This window comes from Rhizorhabdus sp. GW822-FHT03C02 (genome assembly GCF_058801765.1).
The window spans coordinates 252,773-273,197 of record NZ_JBXANN010000004.1 but is presented as its reverse complement, the minus strand read 5'-3'; the positions used below and the strand labels follow the sequence as shown (position 1 = coordinate 273,197).

Genomic DNA, 20,425 nt, shown 5'->3' with positions numbered 1-20,425 from the left:
TTAGGCCGCTATCGCCCCTTCGATCAACTCCCCGCCGTCGCCAGCGTGCTCTGCCAGGCATCCTGCACCGTCGATCGCGCCAGATCATAGGCATCGACCAGCGCCGCCCAGTCCTTGTGCCCGCAGGCGCGCATGATCGCCTGGCGCAATTCCTCGCCCGGGGTGTCGCCCTGGCCCGAAAACACCCGCAGCGTGACGATCAGCCGCGCGAGCAGTTCGTGCGCGGCGATCAGCCCGCTGTCGAGCCGGCCGGCGGCGACCAGCGCGCGGATCGCGGTGCGCAGCTTGGGATGAAGCCCGAGATGATGGTCGAGCTGGTTCACATGGACCGCGAATTCGAGGTCGACCAGCCCGCCGCTGACCAGCTTGACGTCGAACGGCCCCGATGCCGGCATCGCCCGGTCGATCTCGGCGCGCATCCTGACCGCGTCGGCAAGCAGCGCGCCACGGTCGCGCGGGGCGCGCAGCCGCAGGTTGATCATCCGCCGCACCGATCGCCGCGCCGATTCCGATCCGAACACCGGCCGCGCGCGGGTCAGCGCCATATGCTCCCAGGTCCAGGCGCGCTCGGCCTGGTGGCGGTCGAAATCGGCGGTCGAGCAGGCGAGCAGCCCGGTCGCCCCGCCCGGCCGCAACCTCGTGTCGACCTGGTAGAGCGGCCCCAGCGCGGTCACCGTCGACAGCACGGCGGTGATCCGCTGCGCGACCCGGCCATGATATTCATTGGCGTCGAGCGGACATGCGCCGTCGCTCATCGTGCGATGGTCGCCGGTGAACAGATAGATCAGGTCGAGATCCGAACGGTGGGTCATCTCCTGCCCGCCGAGCCGGCCATGCGCGAGGATCACCAGTTCGCTGCCCGCGACCGTGCCATGGAGCTTTTCGAACCGCGCCAGCACGTCGCGCGCGGTCACCCGGATCGCGGTTTCGGCGAGGTCGGCGAGCCGGGCGGCGATGCCGAGCGGATCGCCGGTCGCCTCGAGCAGCTGCAGCCCGAGCGCGAAGCGGTGGCGGTTGACCGCCTGCGCCAGCCGCACCGCCGCCGATCCCGCGTCGCCACCGGCGATCGCCAGGCTGAACTCGGCTTCGAGATCCTGGACGGTCGGGATCGGCGCATAGGCCGAACTGTCGACCATTGCCTGGACCAGCGCCGGCTGGACCACCAGATAGCGCGACAGCGCCGGCGCCCGCGCGACTAGCGCGAGCAGCGACACCAACAGCGACGGCCGCGCATCGAGCGCGCCGAACAGCACCATGTCGGCGGGCAGCCGCGCGACGATCTCGTCGATCGCGCACAAAGCCGCGTCGGGATCGGGCAACGCTTGCAACGCCAGGATCAGCCGCGGCAGGATCGCGCCGAGCGCGGCGCGTTCGGACGATCGCCGCAGCACCGGCGGCTCGCCCGCGGTCCAGCCGCGCAGCCGCCGCGCGGCGGTGATCGGATCGGCGAACCCCGCCTCGCCCAGCGTCAGTTCGAGCGGATCGTCGATCCCGGGCAGCAGGCAGGCGCGGATCGCGCGGCCGAGCTGGTCGTGGAGCGCCGCCGCGCTCGCCCGGATCAGCGCCAGCGCCGCGAGCTGCTCGGCGGCGTTCACCGTCGCATCGGCATCCTCGAAGCTGGTCCCGGCCGGCAGCACGATCGCGCGATCGGCCTCGGCGAGCGCCACCGCCAGCGCGGCATGGGCAATGTCGAGCAGCCGCCGCGCCTCGATCGGCACCGTCGCGCTGTCCTTCAGCCGCGCGATCAGGCCGAGCGCGAGCGTCTCGAGCTCGTCGACCCGGATGATGACCATCGCCAGCGTCTCGGCCGGCGGAAAGCTCAGCAGTTCGCCGGCATGATGGACGAGATCGGCCAGCGCACGCGACGGGCTGCTGTCGGGCGCCGGCGGCGCGTCGGAGAAAAACGGGGTGGTGAGCCGGTCCTGCTTCACACGCGTCCCCGCGCCGACGGCCGCGGCCGTCCTTCGATGCTCGACATCATCGCTCTACCCACCGCTACGCAACACATGGAATGGCCGTGATAGCGCGGAGGGTTTAAGGTCGGATGAATCCTCTTCCCGTCATCCGGCGGAGGCCGGGGCGACGAACTAGTCTCAGTCCCCCGAAACCCGCGCCCACTCCCCCGCGATCAGCTCGCGCGCCGCCGCATAGGCCGCGACCAGCCCCGCCCAGTCGGCCTGTCCGCATGCCCGCGCGACGATCGGGCGCGACGGCTCGGGCGGTTCGTCCGAGCTCGGCGACACCAGCCGCAGCGCGACCAGCATCCGCGTCAGCAGCGCATGCGCCTCGGCGAAGCCCGGATCGAGCAGCCCGGCCTCGGCGAGCGTCCGCGCCGCGGTGCGCAATCGCGGGTCGAAACCGACATGGTGGCCGAGCTGGAGGACATGGACGGTGAATTCGGCGTCGACGGTGCCGCCGCCGATCAGCTTGACGTCATAGGGGCCCTTGGCCGGCTTGTGCCGCGCCATGTCGCCGCGCATCTTCGCCGCGTCGGCGCGCAGCGTCTCGCGGTCGCGCGGGCGTTCGAGGGTGGCCGCGACGATCGCCGCGACCTCGGCGCGCGCCGCCGCCGACCCGAAGATCGGCCGCGCGCGGGTCAACGCCATATGCTCCCAGGTCCAGGCGCTCTCGCGCTGATAAAGCTCGAAGCTCGCGGTCGACACCGCCAGCAGCCCCTGCGTGCCCGACGGCCGCAGCCGCGTGTCGACCTCGTAGAGCGGCCCCGCCGCGGTCGGCACCGACAGCGCCGCCGAGATACGCTGCGCCAGCCGGTTGAAATAGGTCGTCGCCCCCAGCGGGCGCCGCCCGTCGGATTCGGGCAGGATATCGCCGGTGAACAGATAGACGAGGTCGAGGTCGGAGGCATGGGTCAGTGCCCCGCCCCCCAGCCGCCCGAGCGCGAGCAGGACGATCTCGCCGCCCGGCACCCGGCCATGGGTCGCCTCGAACGCGGCGATCGTCGCCCGCGCGACCGCCTCGACCGCCGCCTCGGCGACCCGCGCATAGCCCGCGGCGACCTCGATCGGATCGGACACCCCCTCGATCAGCTGGACTCCGAGCGCGAAGCGCCGCTCGCCGACCCGCGCGCGGACATGGTCGAGCAGTTCCTCATAGCCGATATCGCCGCCGAACTCGGCCGCGAGCGTCTCGACCGACGGCGGCAGCGTCAGCGCGGTCGCGTCGATCAGTCCGTCGAGCAGCGCCGGCCGCCGGGCGAGCGCCTGCGACAGCGCCGGCGCATGACTCAGCACGTCGGTCACCATATGGCCGAGCGCGGGCCGCGCCTCGATCAGCCGGAACAGGTTGATCGCGGTCGGCAGCCCCGCGACCAGATCGTCGAAGCGGTTGAGCGCGTCGCCGGGCGCGGGCGCCTTGCCGAACGCGTCGATCAGTCCGGGCAGCATCGCCTCGAGCGCGGCCTGGGCGACCGGCGTGCGCAGCGACCGCGCCTTGCCCTCGCGCATATGGTCGATCCGCTGGCGCGCCGCCGCCGGGTCGGCGAAACCCGCCGCGCGCAGCTCGGCCTCGAGCCGGTCGGGATCGCGCGGCAGTTCGCGCACCGCATCGCCGTCGAGCGCGTCATAGGTCAGCCCGACCGCCTCGACCGGCGCACGCAGCCGGGCGAGCAGCGCCGCGCCGTCGGGCAAGCCGTCGAGCGCGGCGACATTGTCGAGATCCTCGGGCCTGGCCGGCAGCCGGTGGGTCTGCTGGTCGTCGACCATCTGCAGCCGGTGCTCGGCGGTGCGCAACAGCCGATAGGCATCGCCGAGCATCGCTGCCTCCCCCGCGCCGACCCGGCCCGCGGCGGCGAGCGCCGCGAGCGCGTCGAGGGTCGCGGGCGCGCGCAGCGACGGGTCGCGGCCGCCATGGATCAGCTGGTGGATCTGCGCGAAGAATTCGATCTCGCGGATGCCGCCGCGCCCGCGCTTGAGGTCATAGCCGGGGCCGAAGACCTGGCCCTGGGCATGATGGTCGCGGATCCGCCGCGATATGCCGCGGATCTCGCCGATCGCGCCGAAATCGAGCGCGCGGCGCCACACGAACGGCCGGATCGCGTCGAGGAAATCGCGCCCCAGCACGACGTCGCCCGCCGCCGCCCGCGCGCGGATGAAGGCGGCGCGCTCCCACGGCAAAGCCGCCGATTCATAATAGCTCAGCGCCGCCGGGAGCGGCAGCGCGAGCGGGGTCGCCTCGGGCGAGGGCCTGAGGCGAAGGTCGACCCGGAACACATAGCCGTCGCCGTCGCGCGCCTGGAGCAGTTCGAGCACCCGCTTGGCGATCCGCACCGCGCCCTCGACCGGCTCCTCGCGCCCCTTGAGCGGTAGCGTCTCGGGATCGAAGATCAGGATCGGGTCGATGTCCGACGAGTAGTTGAGTTCCTGGCTGCCATGCTTGCCGAGCGCGAGCGCGGTAAAGCCGACCGGATCGGCATCGGGGGTGCGCTCGGCGATCGCCACCCGGATCGCGCTGTCGAGCGCATGGTCGGCGAAGCGCGACAAATGGCCGACGACGGTCTCGAACGGGGCGATCCCCGCCAGATCGGCGAGCGCCACGCCGAGTGCCACCGCCTGGCGCTGGCGGCGCAGCTGGCGCGCGGCGTCGCCGGTCTCGACCGTCGCGAGATTGTCTCCGACCAGCGCATCGAGCCCGTCGCCGCGCAGCCGCTCGATGACGTCGCCGCGCTGCCTTGCCAGCACCCGCAGGAAGGGCGAATGCGCCTCGATCCGCGCCAGCGCGTCCGAAATCGCGGTGTTATTATCGACCTGGGTCATTCCGGCCACGCTTAGGCATTTCGCCTGAGAGCGCAACTTTGCGGAGGGTCGGCGCGTTATAAGCGCATGGAAATGACCAACCAGAACGGCCCGTCGAGCCCCCGGAGCAACGGAGCGCACCCGATTGCCGCCCCGTCGATCCAGGAAGGCGTCGGCAATGCCCTGCGTTCGGTCTTCAGCAAGACCGCCCCCGCCCTCCCCGACGACATGCGCCGCCTCCTCGCCCAGCTCGACTAGGGCGGGTCGACATTCACTCGGGCTGGCCTGCAAACGGCGTTTTTCTGCGCTTCAGGTGCTCACGTACATTGAGTACGCTGCGCGCCGGTTCTCGAAAAACACCATTTTCGGCACAGCCCGAGCCGAATGTCGACCGGCCCTGATGCGCCGCGGTTGGGTCGGGATTGGGAGTCGTGCCGCGGCGAAAATCGCGGCGCGTGAGACCCGGCGCGCAGCGTACTTCAGTACGTGAGCACCGGAAGCGAAACGCGATGCGATTTGCAGCCCGGCACGACCCCAATACCGGCCCAACCGTCAGCCGGGCTGGTTGTCGACGGTCCTGTACCACACCATCTGCGTCCGCCAGCCGCCGGCCTGGGCGGCGGCCTTGAAGCGTTCGACCCAGTCGGGGCCGCGCGTCGCCGGGGTGCCGGCGAGCAGCTTGGGATCGAACGGCTCGCGCCCGCTGATCAGGACGATCCCCGACAGCCCGACATGATCGGTGTTCGACACGAAGGTGTAGCTGTTGGGGCCCGACCGTTTGATCTGGTTCGCCGGATCATTGGCCAGCGCCAGGAATTCGGCGCGGCTGTCGGCGAGCTTTTCGACCATCCCCTTGGGATCGATGCCGTAGATCGCCACCCCGCCATTGCCGCCGCCGATATCGACGGTGATCGGGGTGTTGACCGCCATCGTCCCGCCGGTGGTGCGCTGCAGCTCGAATTCGGGCTGGGTCGAGAAGATCCGCCGCGCGCCGCCGTCGCGCACGCTGCGGAACGCCTCGAGCGGCTGGCAGATCGCCCGCGGCGCCGCCCAGACATGGTCGATGTCGACCGCCGGCGCCGCCGCGCCCGATGCCGACAGCGCGGTCGCGATCGCCGAACGCGCGCTCGCCGGGTCCTCGGCGACCCCGGTCATCGCGATCGTGTCGGCGGCCTCGCTGCTGATGTCGAGCCACGAGCAGGCGATCCCGGGCAGCGCCGATTCGACCTGCTCGCGCGGAGTACCGCCGACGACGGCGGGCGCGGTCGATGCGGTCTCGGTCTCCGACTTGCCCGACAGCGCCAGATAGCCGCCGACCCCGCCGAGCAGCAGCACCGCCGCGCCGATGCCGGCGAACAACGGCGCCTTCGACGCCTTCTTCTCGCTGCCGGCCTTCTTGGCGTCGGACAGGAAATCATTGACCGGCACCGCCGCGAACGTGTCGGCGGTGCGATAGCCGCTCGCGCTCGACGGGGTCGGCGCGTCGGCGTCCATGTCGACCATGGTCTCGCCATTGCCGCTGCTCGGCGGCAGCGCGCCGTCGAGCACCGCGATCACCTCGTCCATCGACCGCAGCCGCTGCGCCGGATCGGCGACCAGCATCGGCTTGATCGCCGCGCGGATCTCGGCGGGGATGCCGCTCAGGTCGGGGCCCTTGCGGCGCTTGTCGACCGCGTCGACCGGGGTTCCGCCCATGTCGACCTCGCGCCCCAGCGCGACCGCGAGCAGCACCAGGCCGAGGCTGTAGACGTCGCTCCACGGGCCGACTTCGCGGCCGAAATCGCCGAGCTGTTCGGGCGCGACATAGTTGAGCTTGCCGGCGAAGCCGTCGCCGACGATCGTCTTGCTGCCCGGATCGAGATCCTTGGCGATACCGAAATCGATCACCCGCGCGCGATCGAGCCGCCCGCCCTCGAGCAGGACATTGTCGGGCGAGATGTCGCGGTGGATCGCGCCGAGCCCATGCGCGACCTTGAGCCCGTCGGCGAGCCGGCGGCCAAGCGCGCGCACCTCGGCCGGGGTCGGCTTGAGCTTCTTGAGCACGTCGGACAGGTTGGTGCCGTCGATGAATTCGGTGACGATGTAGAGCACGCCGAGCGCGGGCTCCTGCGCGAGCACGCGATACTGGACCAGCGCCGGATGGGCGAGCTTGGTCAGGGTGCGCGCTTCCTTGCGGAACATCGCCTGGACATTCTCGTCGGCGGCGAGCGCGGGCAGCATCACCTTGATCGCGACGCGTTCCTCGGACTGGACATTGGCGCCCTCGAACACCTCACCCATGCCGCCGCGCGCCAGGAACCGGTCGACCCGGAACATATGGTTGAGCACGTCGCCGACCTGGATCCGGCCGGCGATGCGCACCCCCGGCGGGGGCGGCGCCTGGGTGGCCGGCGGGGTCGAGGCGGGCGCTACCGGCTCGGCCGGCGGCGCCGAACCCTGGGGCGCTGCCGAACCCTGGCCCTGCCCCCCGACCGGCGGCACCGTCTTTTCGGCGGGCTCGAACAGGGTCTTGGGCTCGGCCGGCCGGCTGTCGTCCTTCTCGCCTTCGTTCATGCCTGCGCCCCCGCGGCGCTGCCGAAGACGATCTGGGTGGTTTCGTTGGCGGCGACGACGCAGATCGTCACATTGTCGGGCGCGCCGCGCTCGATCGACTTGGCGATCAATATGTCGACGATCTCCTCGGGGCTGTCGCCATGCATCATCGCGCCGATCTCCTCCTCGGCGACGACCGCGGTCAGCCCGTCGCTGCACAGCAGGAAGATGTCGCCGGGCAGCGCCTCGTCGGTGAAGGCGTCGATCTCGAGCGCGGGCATCACCCCGACCGCGCGCGACAGGACATGCTTCATCGGATGATTCTTCGCCTCGGCCGGGGTGATCACCCCGCGATCGAGCATCGCCTGGACCTGGGTATGGTCGATCGTCAGCTGGTGGAGCAACTCGTCGCGCAGCAGATAGGCGCGGCTGTCGCCGGCCCAGCAGATGCCGAACCGGCCTTCGCTCAGCACCAGCGCGACCGCGGTCGATCCCATCTGAACCCCGCGCTGCTGGGCCTCGGCATAGATTTCGCCATTGGCGCCGTGGATCGCGTTGGCGACATCCTCGACCAGCGCGTCGAACGGCGCCGGCTGGACCTGGTCGAGCGCGGCGACGATCGCCGCCGAGGCGCGCTCGCCGCCCTCATGCCCGCCCATGCCGTCGGCGATCGCCCAGAAGCCGATCTCGGGATGGCTGCAGAAACTGTCCTCGTTGAGCTTGCGCACGCAGCCGGTGTCGGTCTTGGCGGCGTCGTCGATCCGCAGCATCGCGCTCATGCCCACGTCCCCCCTTCGGAAGGCGCGCCGCCCGATTCCTGGCCCGGCCCGTCGCCCGCCGCACGGCCCGTCATGTCGGCCGTCCAGCCCGGGGTCGCGTTCGCCATGATCATGATGCGCACCAACCCTTCCGGAAATTCGCCCTCGAGCATCGCTTCGGGGAACTCCTCGCTTCCCGGGGTCCACCAGCGCGAACCCGTTTCGACCACATCGCACCCGACATCGACCATATGCAACGCCTTATGCAGGTCGTCGACGGCCCAGCCATGGGCGAAACCGTCATATAGCCGATCTTCGCAGGCCTCCGCCACCGCCGCGCCGCCGCCAGCGCCGACGCCGCCGATGCCGGCGACGATCGGAAAACGCCGCCCGGCGCCGTCGACCGACGGCGCCATCACCCCGGTCAGCCAGCCGTCCTCCTGCGCGATGCGGAAGCGCCAGATCGGCGCGCGGTCGTAAAGCTCGGGGAAGGCGTCGCCGCGCTCGGCCTTGGCGGCGGTCAGCTCGGCCGACAGCCAGCCGTCCCAGCGCTCGCGATCGGCCAGACCGAGGCCGCGGACGACGAAGTCGTTATGGCTCGGCAATTTGCCGAAGACGAAGGGGCCTTCTATCCGGCCCGGCACCCGGCACCCTCCACCGCAGCGCAGGCGGGCGCAGACACGACCGCGGCCGCCTGGCGCACCACCGGCGGCCTTTCCGCCGCCGCGGTGCCCGCGCCCTTGACGAAGTTCATCACCATGAAGCCGGCGATCGCCACCGTCGCCAGCGCGATCGCGCCGATGCCCAACCCCAGCCGCAATTTCTGGCGGCGGCGGGTGTCGGGATCGGTCTGGACCAGCCCGGCCTCCTTGAACATCACCTCGCCGAGCAGCCGGTTGAGGAAATAGGCGCGGCCCGATCCTTTCACCGCGACCCGCGGCTGATCGTAGACCTGCGCCATTCCCGACATCAGCCGGTCGAGCGGGGCGCCTTCCTGCATGCCGCTGGTCATATAGAAGCCGCGCAGCGAGCCGACCGGCTTGTCGCCCTGGACGAACACCCCTTCGAGGAAACGCAGCAGCCGCGGCCGCAGGCTCGAAAGCTGTGCCGGGAAGCCGAGCACCAGCGCGCGCCGCTGCGAATCCTTCTCGCCGAACAGCCGCCCGGCCTGGCGCGCGTCGATGTTGCGCGCCATCTCGTCGAAGGCGTCGATCAACCGCTGTCCGCGCGGCTTGTCGGCCGAGAACGGCAAAGTATGGCCCAGCACCGCGCGGCGGCCGTTGACGTCGAGATCGTCATGATATTCGACGAAGCCGGCGAGCAGGTCGGCCTTGGTGACCAGCACATAGACCGGTACCGCGATCTCGAGCACCTGGCGCACCTCGGCGAGGCGGCGATGGACCGCGGCGGCATGGGCGTCGATCGCCGCCTTGTCGCCGCGCATCAGCTCGTCGAGCGCGATCGCGACGATCACCCCGTTGATCGGCTGTTTCGGACGATAGGTGCGCAGCAGCTTGAGGAAATCGGCCCAGCCGCGGGCATCGACCGACGCGTCCGAATCCTGGCTGGTGTATCGGCCGGCGGTGTCGACCAGCACGGCCTCGTCGGAGAACATGAAATCGAGGTTGCGGGTACCGCCGACGCCCTTGAACTCCTCGTTCGAGAAGGGGAATTTCAGGCCCGAATTGACCAGCGCGGTGGTCTTGCCCGCGCCCGGCGGGCCGATGATCACATACCAGGGACGGCTGTAGAGATAGGTCTTGCCGCCCTTGCCGCCCGCGGTCGACTGCAGCGTGGCGAGCGCGGCGGCCATCCGCGCGGCGAGCAGCTTGCCCTCCTCGTCGGCGGCGGCGCCCCCGGCGAGGCTCGAGGCGATCGCGCTCGACGCGCTGTTCTCCTGCTTCGATCGCAGATAGGCGTTGACGCCCCAGGCGCCGGCGACGACGACGAAGATCGCGGCGCGGATCGCCACGGGCTGCAGCGCCGGCACATAGATCGGCAGCGCGACGCACAGCAGCAGGATGGTGAGCGCGGCGAGCAGGGTCGACACCGCGAGCCAGCTGGACAGGAAACGGTTCATGACGGTCTCACTTGCTCTGGGGCTGGGTGGCGGCCGCGGGGGCCGGGGTGGCCAGGGACGGCGCGTAGAGCACCGACAGGCCGGCATAGACCAGGAACAGCACCCCGACCGCGACCACCAGCGCCAGCGCGACATAATTGTACAGCGCGACCCGCTGCATCGGCGCATTCTGGCCCTTCCACTGGCGCACCAGCTGGATCGCCGAGACGCTGCGCGGATGTTCGAGGCCGTCGTGGAGCCCCTTCATATAGTCCTGGATCGCCTCGCGCCCCTCGGGCTGCTCGCGAAACTTGCCCTCATAGCCCGCCGCCAGGCAGGCATGGTAGAGTTCGATCATGTCGCGGCTCGATTCCGGCCGCGCGATCATGTCGTCGCAGACCTTGAAGAAGCGGTCCTCGTCGGTCTGCTCGCCGCAATAGGTCGCGACCATCGACCGCTTGGCCCATTCGGCGGCGTCGTTGCCGGCGCCGGGCAGATTCGCGGCGACGTCGTCGATCGTCGCGCACAGCCCGAACTTGGCATTGGCGCAGACCGCCTCGGGGAAGTGCGGCGCGATCGCCTTCTGATAGGCCTCGACCGCGCTGCTGGCCTGGCGGTGGAGCTGGGGCAGCGGGATGCGCGCGCGGCCCGACCGCACCGATGCGAGCAGCGCCAGCGTCGGCCCGACCTCGCTCACCAGCCAGTTGCGGAACACCTGCGGGGTGCCCGGCTGCGGCACGTCGTCGACGCGCAGCGCCGCAGCCCCGCCGGCGGGGCGTGCCGCGGCGGTCGCGGCGGCGCCGGCCTCGGCGCCCTTGGCCAGCCCCTGCAGCGGCGATGGACGAAAGATGGTGCGCGGCGCACCATCGGGGTTCGCGTTGTCGGCCTCGTCGCTCATTGCCCTGCTGCCTGTCCCAGTGGTTCGAATCGGGGATGTGGACCAAAGCCGGCGCAGGCTCTGTGCGCATGGTCACAGCACAAGCTGCGGACGGCCATATGCATCCCCCCAAGATGATTGCCCTTGGACCCTGTTTAAGCACAGCTTCACGCCTGCCGAAAGACAAGTTATCGTCTTTCGGGGATGCATATTCGCTTCAACTACTTGGTGCCGTTCTTGTGAGAGCGGCATCGATCGGCGAGCGGGGAGACACGCGACGATGGACGGCGGCATGACCCGCGACGACGCCCCCCGGCCCCCTACGCGCCCGCGCCTCGCCCCCCGCCTGCTGACCGCGCTGGCTGGCTCGGCGCTGATCCTGACGATCGGCGCGATCGCGGCGTGGCTGTCGGCTTAGGGCGCGATGCGCGGCGTCGGCTGTGGGTGGTTTGCGAAATGGCCGTCTCCGGGATGGCTCGGTCGGAAACGGAGGCGATCATCCGTGCAACAGCCGAATGATCGGAAAGGCGCTACATTGACGATTTCAGAGGTTGAGGTCGTTGGCTTGCTGGTCGCGCGGAACGGCCACTCGACCCGTGTCGTCGCCGTGGACGGTGAGCGCATGCTGGTGACGAACGTGGAGCAAGTCGCAGGCCCGCTCCTCATGCCCTCCGATGAGCAATATCGCTACGCCGAAGCCGGCGGCATCCCGCTATCCGGCCATGGCAAGCATATCTACTTCTTCCTATCCAACGAGATCGCACGGATTGAAGATGTCGCCAGCGGCACGACGATCTTCACCCGCTGAAATATCCGCACGGCGCTAAAAGTGCACTGTCACCGAATTGAAGCGCCTAATTCGGTGACAGTGCACTTTTGGCACGCCCATTTTCGGTCGCCAGACTACAAATAGCGCACCGTCACCGAATTGGAATTTGGCACCGCGTTTGGCCGAATTTGATCAGTTGTTGGACGGCCATCGGACCGAGCCGACAGGGTCTGTCACAACAGCGACGAACCGGCGGACGAGCAGCGCCAACAACGTCAGAAGAAACAGTCCGGCCAACAACCGCGCCACCGGGTCGGACAAGGTGTTGTCGAACAGCACATAGCCCAACGCGCCGAGAAGCGCGGCGACCTGCAAAGCGAGATGCTTGATGATGACCTTGAGAAGCCGCAGTACTGCCATCCAGGCAGGATGGCTTTGTTCGATCCCCCTTGCAACTGGACACTCGACGGATCGATTGCGGCTATTGGCTCTGGTCCGCGATCTCGATCGACGGACCGGCATCAAGGAGAATCGGACTTTGCCACCCCTCGCCCAAAACCGCCCCTACTCGTCCCCCAGCAGATAGCGCCGCGTCTCCACCGACATCCGCGGCGCCTGCGGGCGCAGCACCGGGGGCATCGCCACCTTGATCTTCGGCATCCACACCGCGAGCGGCAGGATCAGCGCCAGCAGCACCAGCGAGGTGCCGATGCTCATGTTGAGCCCTTCGCTGTTGCCGCCCCACCACAGCGACCCGGTCAGGTCGAAATCGAACGCCGCGCCGAACGCACCGACCCCGGGATTGGGGTCGAGCCCGAACAACAGCCCCTCGGCCCAGTTCCAGCCGAAATGCGCGGCGATCGGCGCGAGCAGCCCCCGCGAGCGCAGCGCGAGCAGCCCGAACAGCACGCCCCCCAGCGCCATGTTGACGATCGTCAGCAACTGCTTGGGCTCGCCCGCGAGATGGACGAGCGCGAAGCTGAGCGCCGACAAGGTGACCGCCACCGCGTTGCCCCAGCGCCGCTCGAGCACCGGCTGCAGCCAGCCGCGGAAATAGACTTCCTCGGCGGTCGCCTGGAACAGCACCAGCAGGCTGCCGACGATCCACCACAGCGGATCGACCGGCCCCGCGCCGCCGCGCGACAGCCCGTCGCCGATCCACGCATAGACCAGGTTGATCGCGATCCCGCCGATGCCGACCGCCAGGCCGAGCGCCAGCCAGGCGCGCCGGCTGTCGCCCCATCCGAGCCGTCCCCTGACCGCGATCGCCCCCGCCAGTCCGGCGAGCGCGATCGGCCCGAACACGCCGATGCTGAAGATCAGGTCGAGCAGCGGCGCATTGTCCATGATTTCGGGCAGGCCGGGCAGCAAAGCGCCGGCGAGATGCGCGGCGGCCTTGACCGTCAGCCAGGCGAGCAGCGTCGCGAACACGACCAGCGCCGCCGGCCGCAGCAGATAGACGACCGAGTCGTCGATCGTGGCAGGGGTCGTGGCGGGTCGATGGGCGCCGGGTCCGATGTCAGCCATGATGCGCGGTGCTCTCCATCCCCGGCCCGTCCCCTGATCTGGGGTCGGTGCCGGCTTCGGGCCCGCGTCGGATCATGATCGTCGACAGCGGACCGGCAGATCGTTCTGCCACCGCATCGTTTAACAAATCGGAAAAGACCGCCGGTCGACGACAGATCATAGCCCGTTCCCACGCAACCTACCCCGCGCCATCATCGGCCGGCCTGCGCGATTGTCAAATCGGGAAAGCGCCGATTGTTTCGTTTCGGCGAAGAAAAAGAACCACAAACAAAAGCCCCTCCCTGTTCAGGGAGGGGTTGGGGTGGGTGGCGAGCGAAGCGAGCCTCCCGAAGGTTCCGCAAAAGCTACGCCAAGGGCATCGAGCCCTTGGCTGCGCCACCCACCCCCAACCCCTCCCTTTCAGGGAGGGGCTAAAAACGGTCTACTTCGCCGCGACCGCCACCGGCTTCGACAGCATCATCTTGCTCGCATCGCCCACCACGAAATAGGCGCCCCAGAAATAGGGGTGCGAGTAGCGCGGCTGTTCCATCAGGTCGCGCTGGGCGTCGCGCAGCGAGTCGGCGATCACCTCGGTCCGGCCCTTGGTGTAGAAGGTCCGGAACAGCTCGTCGGATTCGGCCTCGACCGACACCGGCCAGTAGGTCGCCAGCACCGCGCGGGCGTTCGCGGTCAGGAAAGCGCGCACCAGCCCGTCGAGCGAGCGGCCGCTATCCTCCTGCCCGCTGCGCCGCGCCGAGGCCTGGCTGGCCGAGGCGGCGGTGTCGCACGCCGACAGCACCACCAGATTGGCGTTGAGCCGCAGCGCGGCGACCTCGTTGAAGCTCAGGAACCCGTCCGAATGCGGCTCGCCCAGCGTCGTCAGCAGCGACGGCGGGATCGTCGCGCATTCGAGCTTGAGTTCGGGCAGGCCGTGGGTCGCGAAGTGGAGCACCTCGAACGTGCCGAGATCATTGCGCGCCATCACCGCGGTGTCGGTGAAGTCCTTGCCGACCATCCGCGGCGCGTTCGGCACGCCGAGCGCCTGCGCGGCGACGTCGATCTTGTGCGCGTCGATCGGGGCGTTGCCTTCGGAGATCGCCGCGAGCTCGGCGCGCGAGATCGGGCAACCGAGGCCGATCTGCTCCTTGAGGTCGGCGCTGACCGAACCGATCGGGAAGGCGTGCTGACCGAAGCCGATGAACGGCTGGGTCGCGGTCGACATCGGCACGCCGCGCGCGTCGACGAACGACCGCGGCGACAGCGCGATCGACAGGCTGGCACGGCCGGCGAGGAAAGCGACCTTGCTATAGTCGTTCACCACCGCCGCGCGCTGGCCCTGGTCGCGCACGCCCTGCAGCTTCGCCTTGACCATGTTGGTATAGCCGATCGCACTCTCGCGGTCGGTGACCAGCACACTCGCCGGCAGCATCGCCAGCGGCCCCGCCGGATCGACGACGATCGCCTTGGCGCCGAGCAGCATCTCCTCGGCCGGTCCGGCGATCAGCCGGAACAGCGCCAGCGACTGGACGACCTTGAACGGAGGCCGATAGGCCGAGGCGGAGCGGATCGATCCGCGGACGTCGTTCGCGCGGTTCTGCAGGTCGGTCGAGCTCGCCGCCGAGGCGTAGATCTTCACCGCGCTCTTGCCGATGACGATGCCATAGGTGCGCGCGCGCACCTCGCTCAGCTTGAAATAGACCTCTTCGGCGCCGAGCTTCGCCTGGACGTCGGCGATCGCCACCGGGCGGTCGTCGATCGCGCGCAGCCGGTCGTTGCTGCCGAGCTTCTGCTCGACGTCGATCAGCTGGCGCTCCTTTTCGAGCCGGCTCTTGTCGAGCGCGTCGCGCGCCGCCGGATCGGCGGCGGCATCGGCGATCTGGTAGCGCAGCCCGGCGATGTCGCGGTTGAGCTCGGCGCGCTCGCGCAGCTGCGCCGCCGTCTCGCCGTCGGCCGACACCACCTGCTGGAGCTGCGAGAGCTGGCGGGCGATGCCGGGCTCGCCGATCGACTGGATCGCCTGGAAGAAGCGGTCGGCCGAGGCCGGATCGCTGTCGGCGGTCTTGATCAGCAGGTCGAGATATTCCTCGATCCCGACCGGCGCCGAGGTGCCGATCCGGCCCGAGGCGATCAGCGATTCGATGCTCTGCTGAAAATCGGCGAGCACCGCCTTGGGATCCTCGCCGGCATCCTCGCGCAGGCTGGCGCGCTCGATCTGGGTCTCGGCGACGATCGGGCCGCTGACCTGCGCCGCGCCGGCGATCAGCCGGCTGCGCGACAGCGGCGCCAGCGGGATCGCGCATTGCGCCTCGCTCTTCGGATGGACCCCGCGCAGCGCGGCGATCGCGCAGTCGAACTTGGCGACCGCCGAGGCATAGGACTGGGTGCGCTCGGCCCCGCTCAGCATCTCGCCGCGGCGGGCGTCGATGCGGCCGGCCTGGCGTTCGACCTGCGCGGTCAGATAGAGCATCGCCTGCGGCGCGATCTGGGGATCGGCGAGCAGGCCGCCGATCCGGGTCGCCGACTGGGCGAGCACCGGCCGGGCGAGATCGATGCTGTCCTTGTCGCCCTGCTGCAGCAGCGCCACGCTCTGCGCCCAGTTGCGCTGGGCGTCGAGCACCACCTCGGACAGCTGCGCCGAGCTGCGCCCCGCCACCGCCGACGACACGTCGTTGTTCTTCGGCCGGTTGAGTTCGGCGAGCAGGGTCGGATCCTCGAGCGGATTGCCGGTGTCGGTGATCTTGAGATTGGCGAGCGCGGCGCGCCAGGCACGGCGGTTGAGCGCGTCCATCGCCCGGTAGGTCGACCGCTTGCGCTCGAGGAATGCCGCCTGGTCGCCTTCCTTGTAGCGCGCGAGCAAGGCCTCGGCGCGCTTGAAATGGTCCTCGGCGGCGTTCGAATAGCGGATGTTGGAATCGGCGAGCGCCGCCTCGAGCAGCAGCTCGATCTGGATCCCCGGCGGGGTCGCGGCCGGCATCCGGCTGAGTGCGTCGTTGAGCACCCGCGATGCTTCGACATAGAGGCCCTGGCGGTTGTTCGAGATGCCCTCGCGCAGCGGGATGCCCGGATCGAACAGCGCGTCGCCGGCGACCGCCCCCTCGACCACCGGCGCCGGCGCGATCGCGTCGCTGCGGGTGCCGAACGCCAGCGTCATGCGCTCCCCGGTCGGGGCGGCGCGGTCGACCAGCGCGGTCAGCGCGCGGCGCATCGGCCCCGCGACGCTGGGGATCGAGGCGCCGCGATACGACCGGCCTCCATGGTCGAAGCGCACCACCACCGCCTGCGCCGACAGTGCTGCGTCGGTGCAGCGGCGGATCTCGACCGGCCCGATCCCGGCCCAGTCGGCGCTGGTCGGCGCGCCGCAGGCGGTCGCCGGTTCGGGCTTGCGCGCCTTGGCGGGGACCACCGAGATCGCGCCCAGCGCGCGGCTGGCGGCGGCGCCCTCGCAGCCGATCACATAAGCGGTGTCGAACTGGCTGCTGAGCTGCGGGTCGTTCCAGCTGCGGTTGGCGGCGCAGCGGTTCGCGCTGTCGTCACGCCCCAGCGCGAACCGATCGGGCAGCGGCATCGGGGTGGCGCACGCCGCCAGCACCAACGGTACCAGCGACGCCGCCAGCGCGGAACGCAGCCTCATTGTCCCCTGCCCCGTCATCGGTTCGCCCCATCCTTGTCCTTGGCCGCGCACCCGCCGCCCTTGTTCGGGTCGCATTCGCCCTTCTCCGGCTCGTCGTCGGTCAGGAACTCGATCGTGCCGATGTCGGAGAAGAGCGATTCATTGTTGCCGCCGACCACCGGATCGAACGCCAGCGCCAGATCGTCGGCCGACCGGAACAGGTTGATCTGGTTGGGGTCGAACACCTGGATCTGCGGGGTGGCGATCGACGAGATCAGGCAGCCGCCGCCGCCCGATCCGACCAGGCAGCCGTTGATCCGCGAATTGTTGAGGTTGAGGTCGTTGGTGGCGATCACGTCGGGGCCGAGCAGCGCCGCCGAATTGCCGTCGCGGCCGTTGATCGTCCCGAACAGGGCGGCCGCATTGGCGGCGCCGCTGCCGCTGCCCGACACCGACAGGGTCGGCCGGGCATCGCTGTTGATGACGACGCCGGTGGTCTGGCCGCTGATCCCGGTGTTCTGGAACAGCGCATAGTCGGTGAAGCGGACCGACAGGGTCGCGGTGCGGACCAGGTCGGGCGCGGTGTAGAGCCCGCCCGCGCCGAGCGCCTGCGAGTTGTACAGGGTCGAATTGGGCTGGGCGACGAAGTTGCTGACGACGTCGGCGGTGCTCTGCCCCGAAACCGTGCTGATGAAGCCGGTGTCCTGGCCGACCGCGATCCGCACCCCGCGCAGGTCGAGCGCGGCATTGTCGACATAGAGCCGGCCGCCGCCGTCGACGGTCGCGGCGATGCGGATGAAGCTCGCCTTGTCGGTGGTGTTGGCGCTGCTGCCGCCGAGCTGGATGGTGCGGCCCGCCGGGGTCGCGGTCAGCGTGCCGGTGATGTCGATCCGGCCGGTGCCGAGCACCCCGAAGAAGCTGCTCCCCGTGGTCGCCGCCAGCGGGATCGTCCCCATCGCGATATCGCGTGCCTGGCCGTTCAGGGTCAGGCTGGCGGCGGTGATGCGGTTGATCTCGGTCGTGGTCAGGTCGAAGCCGGCGCTGCCGGTCAGCCCGTCGCCCAGCCGCAGGACGTTGGTCGGCGAGCCGTTGACGATCGTCACCGCCCCGGCGCGGACCGCGCCGTTCAGATCGGCGTCCCGCGCGGTCAGGGTCAGCGCATTGGCCGCCGTCGGGCTGGTGCCGCCGGCATAGACCGTGCCTGCCCCCGCCAGGAACGCCTTCTGCGCGACGGTGAAGCTGGTGGTGGTCGCGCCGCCGCCCTGGCCGAACACCAGATTGCCGCCGCGGGTGGTGACCGCCAGCGCGGCGCCCGCGGTCGCGGTGCCGATGTCGGCCGAGGTCGCGGCGTCGATCGTCGCGGCGCCGCCCGCGGTCGCGGTGACCAAAGTGATCGCCCCGCCGGTGGTGCCGAGCGTCAGCGTGCTGCCCGCGGTGGCGGTGGTGATGTCGGCGCTCGCCGCCGAGGCGGTCAGCGCGCCGCCGGCGGTGATCGGGCCGGCGAGCAGCGCGGCGCCGGCGGCGATCGTCACCGCCTGGCCGGCGGCCGCCGCCGATATCGACGTGCGGTTGCCGCCGAGCCCGCTCACCCCGCCGCTCGCGGTCAGCGCGATGCCGCCCGCGGTCGAGGTGAAGCCGTTGCCGCGGATCGAGCCGGCGTTGGTGGTCAGCCCGATCGCGTCGGTGGTGGTGAGGGTGACGAGGCTGATCTCGCCCGAGGTCGCGATCGGCGCGACATAGGCGCTGTAATCGCCGTTGACCGACCGGATCGCCGCGGCCGAGACGGTGCCGAGCGCGAGCGCGGTCCCGCCCGAACGCAGGCCGATGCCGATCACGCTCTGGCGCGCCGGGCCGGCATTGATCGTGCTGCTGGTGTCGAACAGGATCGATCCGGTCGCGTCGAGGTTGAGCGAGCGGGCGAAGCCGGTGTCGGCGACGCCGCCGCTGTTCGAGACCAGCGTCAGCCCGACCCCGCCGACGATGTTGCCGCCGGTCGCCTTGACGACGACGCGGCCGCCGGCGCTGTGGGTCTCGCTGTCGGCGTCGTTGCCGAGCGCGATCGTCGTGCCGGTGACGCTGTAATTGCCGGCGACGCTGACATTGCCCGCCAGCGCGACCGCGCCGCCGGCGACGATGGTCGCATCGCCGGTGGTCGCGGTCAGCGTCGTCAGGGTGACGGCGCCGGTCGCGCCGATCGCGGCGCTGGTCGCGCGCAGGCTGGTGCCGGCGATCGCGCCGCCGGTCAGCGTCGCCGCGGCATTGCCGTCGATCGCGGTGAAGCCAATATCGCCGCCGGTGAAGCTGGTCGCGCCGGTGAAGGACACCGCCTCGGTATAGCTCTGGGTGCCGGTCGTCCGGATCGATCCGCCGCCGATGCTGGTGGTTCCGCCGGCATCGAGGGTGAGCGAGGCCAGCGCCGCTGTGCCGCCGACCGCGCCGCCGAAGCTGGTCAGGCCGGTGCCGCTGACGGTAAGCGCCTGGGCGCCGTCGAGCGTGGTGGCGAAGCCGATATCGGTGCCGCGCAGCACCGTCGTCGCGCCGATCGTCACCGCGTCGCCATAGCTTTGCGTGGCCGTCGTCGTCACCGATCCGCCAACGATCGCGGTGCTGCCGCCGGCATTGGTGGTCAGCGAGGCGAGCGCCGTCGTCCCGCCGACCGCGCCGCCGAACACCGTCGCCGCGCTGTCGTTGACGGCCAGCGCGAACCCGCCGTCGAGGGTCGTCGCGAAACCGATATTGGCGCCATTGAGGGTCGTCGCCGCACCGATCCGAACCGCGTCGCCATAAGCCTGCGCACCGGTGGTGGTGACCAGCCCGCCATTGATCAGGGTGCTGCCGCCGGCATTGGTGGCGAGCGAGGCCAGCGCGGTGCGGCCGCCGACCGCCCCGACGAAGCTGGTGGTGCCGGTGGTGACGACCGTCAGCCCGAACGCCCCGTCGACGCTGCTGCCGAAGCCGATCGCGGCGTTGCCGGTACTGGCAAGGGTCGCGTTGCCGGTCAGGGTGAGGGCATCGCCATAATTCTGCGCACCGCTGGTGGTGATATTGCTCGCGACCGCGACGGTGCCCCCGGCGTTGGTCGTCAGCGACGCCAGCGCCGTGGTCCCGCCGACCGTGCCGCCGAACACCGTCGCACCCGCACTGTTGACGGTCAGCCCGAAACCGCCGTCGAGGGTGGTGGCAAAGCCGACCGCGCTGCCGTTCAGCGCCGTCGCCGCGCCCAGCGTCACGACGTCGTTGTAGCTCTGCGCGCCGCTGGTCGTGACCAGCCCGCCATTGATCGCGGTGGTGCCGCCGGCATTGGTCGTCAGCGACGCCAGCGCCGTCGTCCCGCCGACCGCACCGCCGAACACCGTCGCGCCGGCGCTGTTCACGGTCAGCCCGAAAGCACCGTCGAGCGTCGTCGCGAAGCCGACCGCGCTGCCGTTCAGGGTCGTCGCGGCGCCCAGCGTCACGGCATCGTTGTAGCTCTGCGCGCCGCTGGTCGTGACCAGCCCGCCATTGATCGCGGTGGTGCCGCCGGCATTGGTCGTCAGCGACGCCAGCGCCGTCGTCCCGCCGAC

14 protein-coding genes are annotated in these 20,425 nt (G+C 70.3%); 3 read left to right on the top strand and 11 right to left on the bottom strand.

The features are described from left to right. Window positions 1–23: 23 nt before the first annotated feature. Window positions 24–1,931: a GlnE family protein gene (gene glnE, locus AC1RM6_RS13595; RefSeq protein ID WP_493102014.1), complete on the bottom strand. Its 1,908-nt coding sequence runs from the start codon at window positions 1,929–1,931 to the stop codon at window positions 24–26. Window positions 1,932–2,093: 162 nt separating this feature from the next. Then, window positions 2,094–4,772, bottom strand: a complete 2,679-nt coding sequence (locus tag AC1RM6_RS13590; protein ID WP_493102012.1) for a bifunctional [glutamine synthetase] adenylyltransferase/[glutamine synthetase]-adenylyl-L-tyrosine phosphorylase — start codon at window positions 4,770–4,772, stop codon at window positions 2,094–2,096. A gap of 72 nt (window positions 4,773–4,844) precedes the next feature. Between AC1RM6_RS13590 and AC1RM6_RS13585 the strand changes: the two genes are divergently transcribed. Further along, the gene (locus AC1RM6_RS13585; RefSeq protein WP_493102010.1) at window positions 4,845–5,009 is read left to right on the top strand and encodes a hypothetical protein; all 165 of its coding nucleotides are present in this window, start codon (window positions 4,845–4,847) and stop codon (window positions 5,007–5,009) included. Between the two features lie 294 nt (window positions 5,010–5,303). Here the strand turns inward: AC1RM6_RS13585 and AC1RM6_RS13580 are convergent, their stop codons facing one another. Genes AC1RM6_RS13580 through icmH form a run of 5 tightly spaced genes read right to left on the bottom strand, consistent with a single transcriptional unit; the run spans window position 5,304 to window position 10,998 of the window. Beyond that, on the bottom strand, window positions 5,304–7,304 hold the full coding sequence (locus tag AC1RM6_RS13580; protein WP_493102008.1) for a serine/threonine-protein kinase: 2,001 nt from the start codon (window positions 7,302–7,304) through the stop codon (window positions 5,304–5,306). Beyond that, window positions 7,301–8,062: a PP2C family protein-serine/threonine phosphatase gene (locus tag AC1RM6_RS13575; protein WP_493102007.1), complete on the bottom strand. Its 762-nt coding sequence runs from the start codon at window positions 8,060–8,062 to the stop codon at window positions 7,301–7,303. Before AC1RM6_RS13575 ends, AC1RM6_RS13580 begins: the two co-directional genes overlap by 4 nt. After that, window positions 8,059–8,685, bottom strand: coding sequence for a type VI secretion system-associated protein TagF (tagF, locus tag AC1RM6_RS13570; protein WP_493102005.1), 627 nt, complete (start codon window positions 8,683–8,685; stop codon window positions 8,059–8,061). The genes AC1RM6_RS13575 and tagF overlap by 4 nt, the downstream gene beginning before the upstream one ends. Then, complete coding sequence (tssM, locus tag AC1RM6_RS13565; protein WP_493102003.1) at window positions 8,670–10,121, bottom strand: type VI secretion system membrane subunit TssM; 1,452 nt, start codon at window positions 10,119–10,121, stop codon at window positions 8,670–8,672. Before tssM ends, tagF begins: the two co-directional genes overlap by 16 nt. 7 nt (window positions 10,122–10,128) lie before the next feature. After that, window positions 10,129–10,998, bottom strand: coding sequence for a type IVB secretion system protein IcmH/DotU (gene icmH, locus AC1RM6_RS13560; RefSeq protein ID WP_493102001.1), 870 nt, complete (start codon window positions 10,996–10,998; stop codon window positions 10,129–10,131). A gap of 259 nt (window positions 10,999–11,257) precedes the next feature. Here icmH and AC1RM6_RS13555 point away from each other — a divergent pair, with 259 nt between their 5' ends. Beyond that, window positions 11,258–11,395, top strand: coding sequence for a hypothetical protein (locus AC1RM6_RS13555; protein ID WP_493102000.1), 138 nt, complete (start codon window positions 11,258–11,260; stop codon window positions 11,393–11,395). An 84-nt stretch (window positions 11,396–11,479) separates the two neighbouring features. Then, the gene (locus AC1RM6_RS13550; RefSeq protein WP_493101998.1) at window positions 11,480–11,785 is read left to right on the top strand and encodes a hypothetical protein; all 306 of its coding nucleotides are present in this window, start codon (window positions 11,480–11,482) and stop codon (window positions 11,783–11,785) included. 153 nt (window positions 11,786–11,938) lie between these two features. Here the strand turns inward: AC1RM6_RS13550 and AC1RM6_RS13545 are convergent, their stop codons facing one another. The 4 genes from AC1RM6_RS13545 to AC1RM6_RS13530 form a co-directional block, all read right to left on the bottom strand. Further along, on the bottom strand, window positions 11,939–12,166 hold the full coding sequence (locus tag AC1RM6_RS13545) for a hypothetical protein (protein WP_493101996.1): 228 nt from the start codon (window positions 12,164–12,166) through the stop codon (window positions 11,939–11,941). Between the two features lie 144 nt (window positions 12,167–12,310). Continuing rightward, window positions 12,311–13,273, bottom strand: a complete 963-nt coding sequence (locus AC1RM6_RS13540) for a CPBP family intramembrane glutamic endopeptidase (protein ID WP_493101995.1) — start codon at window positions 13,271–13,273, stop codon at window positions 12,311–12,313. Window positions 13,274–13,694: 421 nt separating this feature from the next. Beyond that, on the bottom strand, window positions 13,695–16,883 hold the full coding sequence (locus AC1RM6_RS13535) for a CHAT domain-containing protein (RefSeq protein ID WP_493101993.1): 3,189 nt from the start codon (window positions 16,881–16,883) through the stop codon (window positions 13,695–13,697). 14 nt (window positions 16,884–16,897) lie between these two features. Further along, window positions 16,898–20,425 (bottom strand): beta strand repeat-containing protein (locus AC1RM6_RS13530; RefSeq protein ID WP_493101991.1); only part of this gene is annotated, 3,528 nt, incomplete at its 5' end.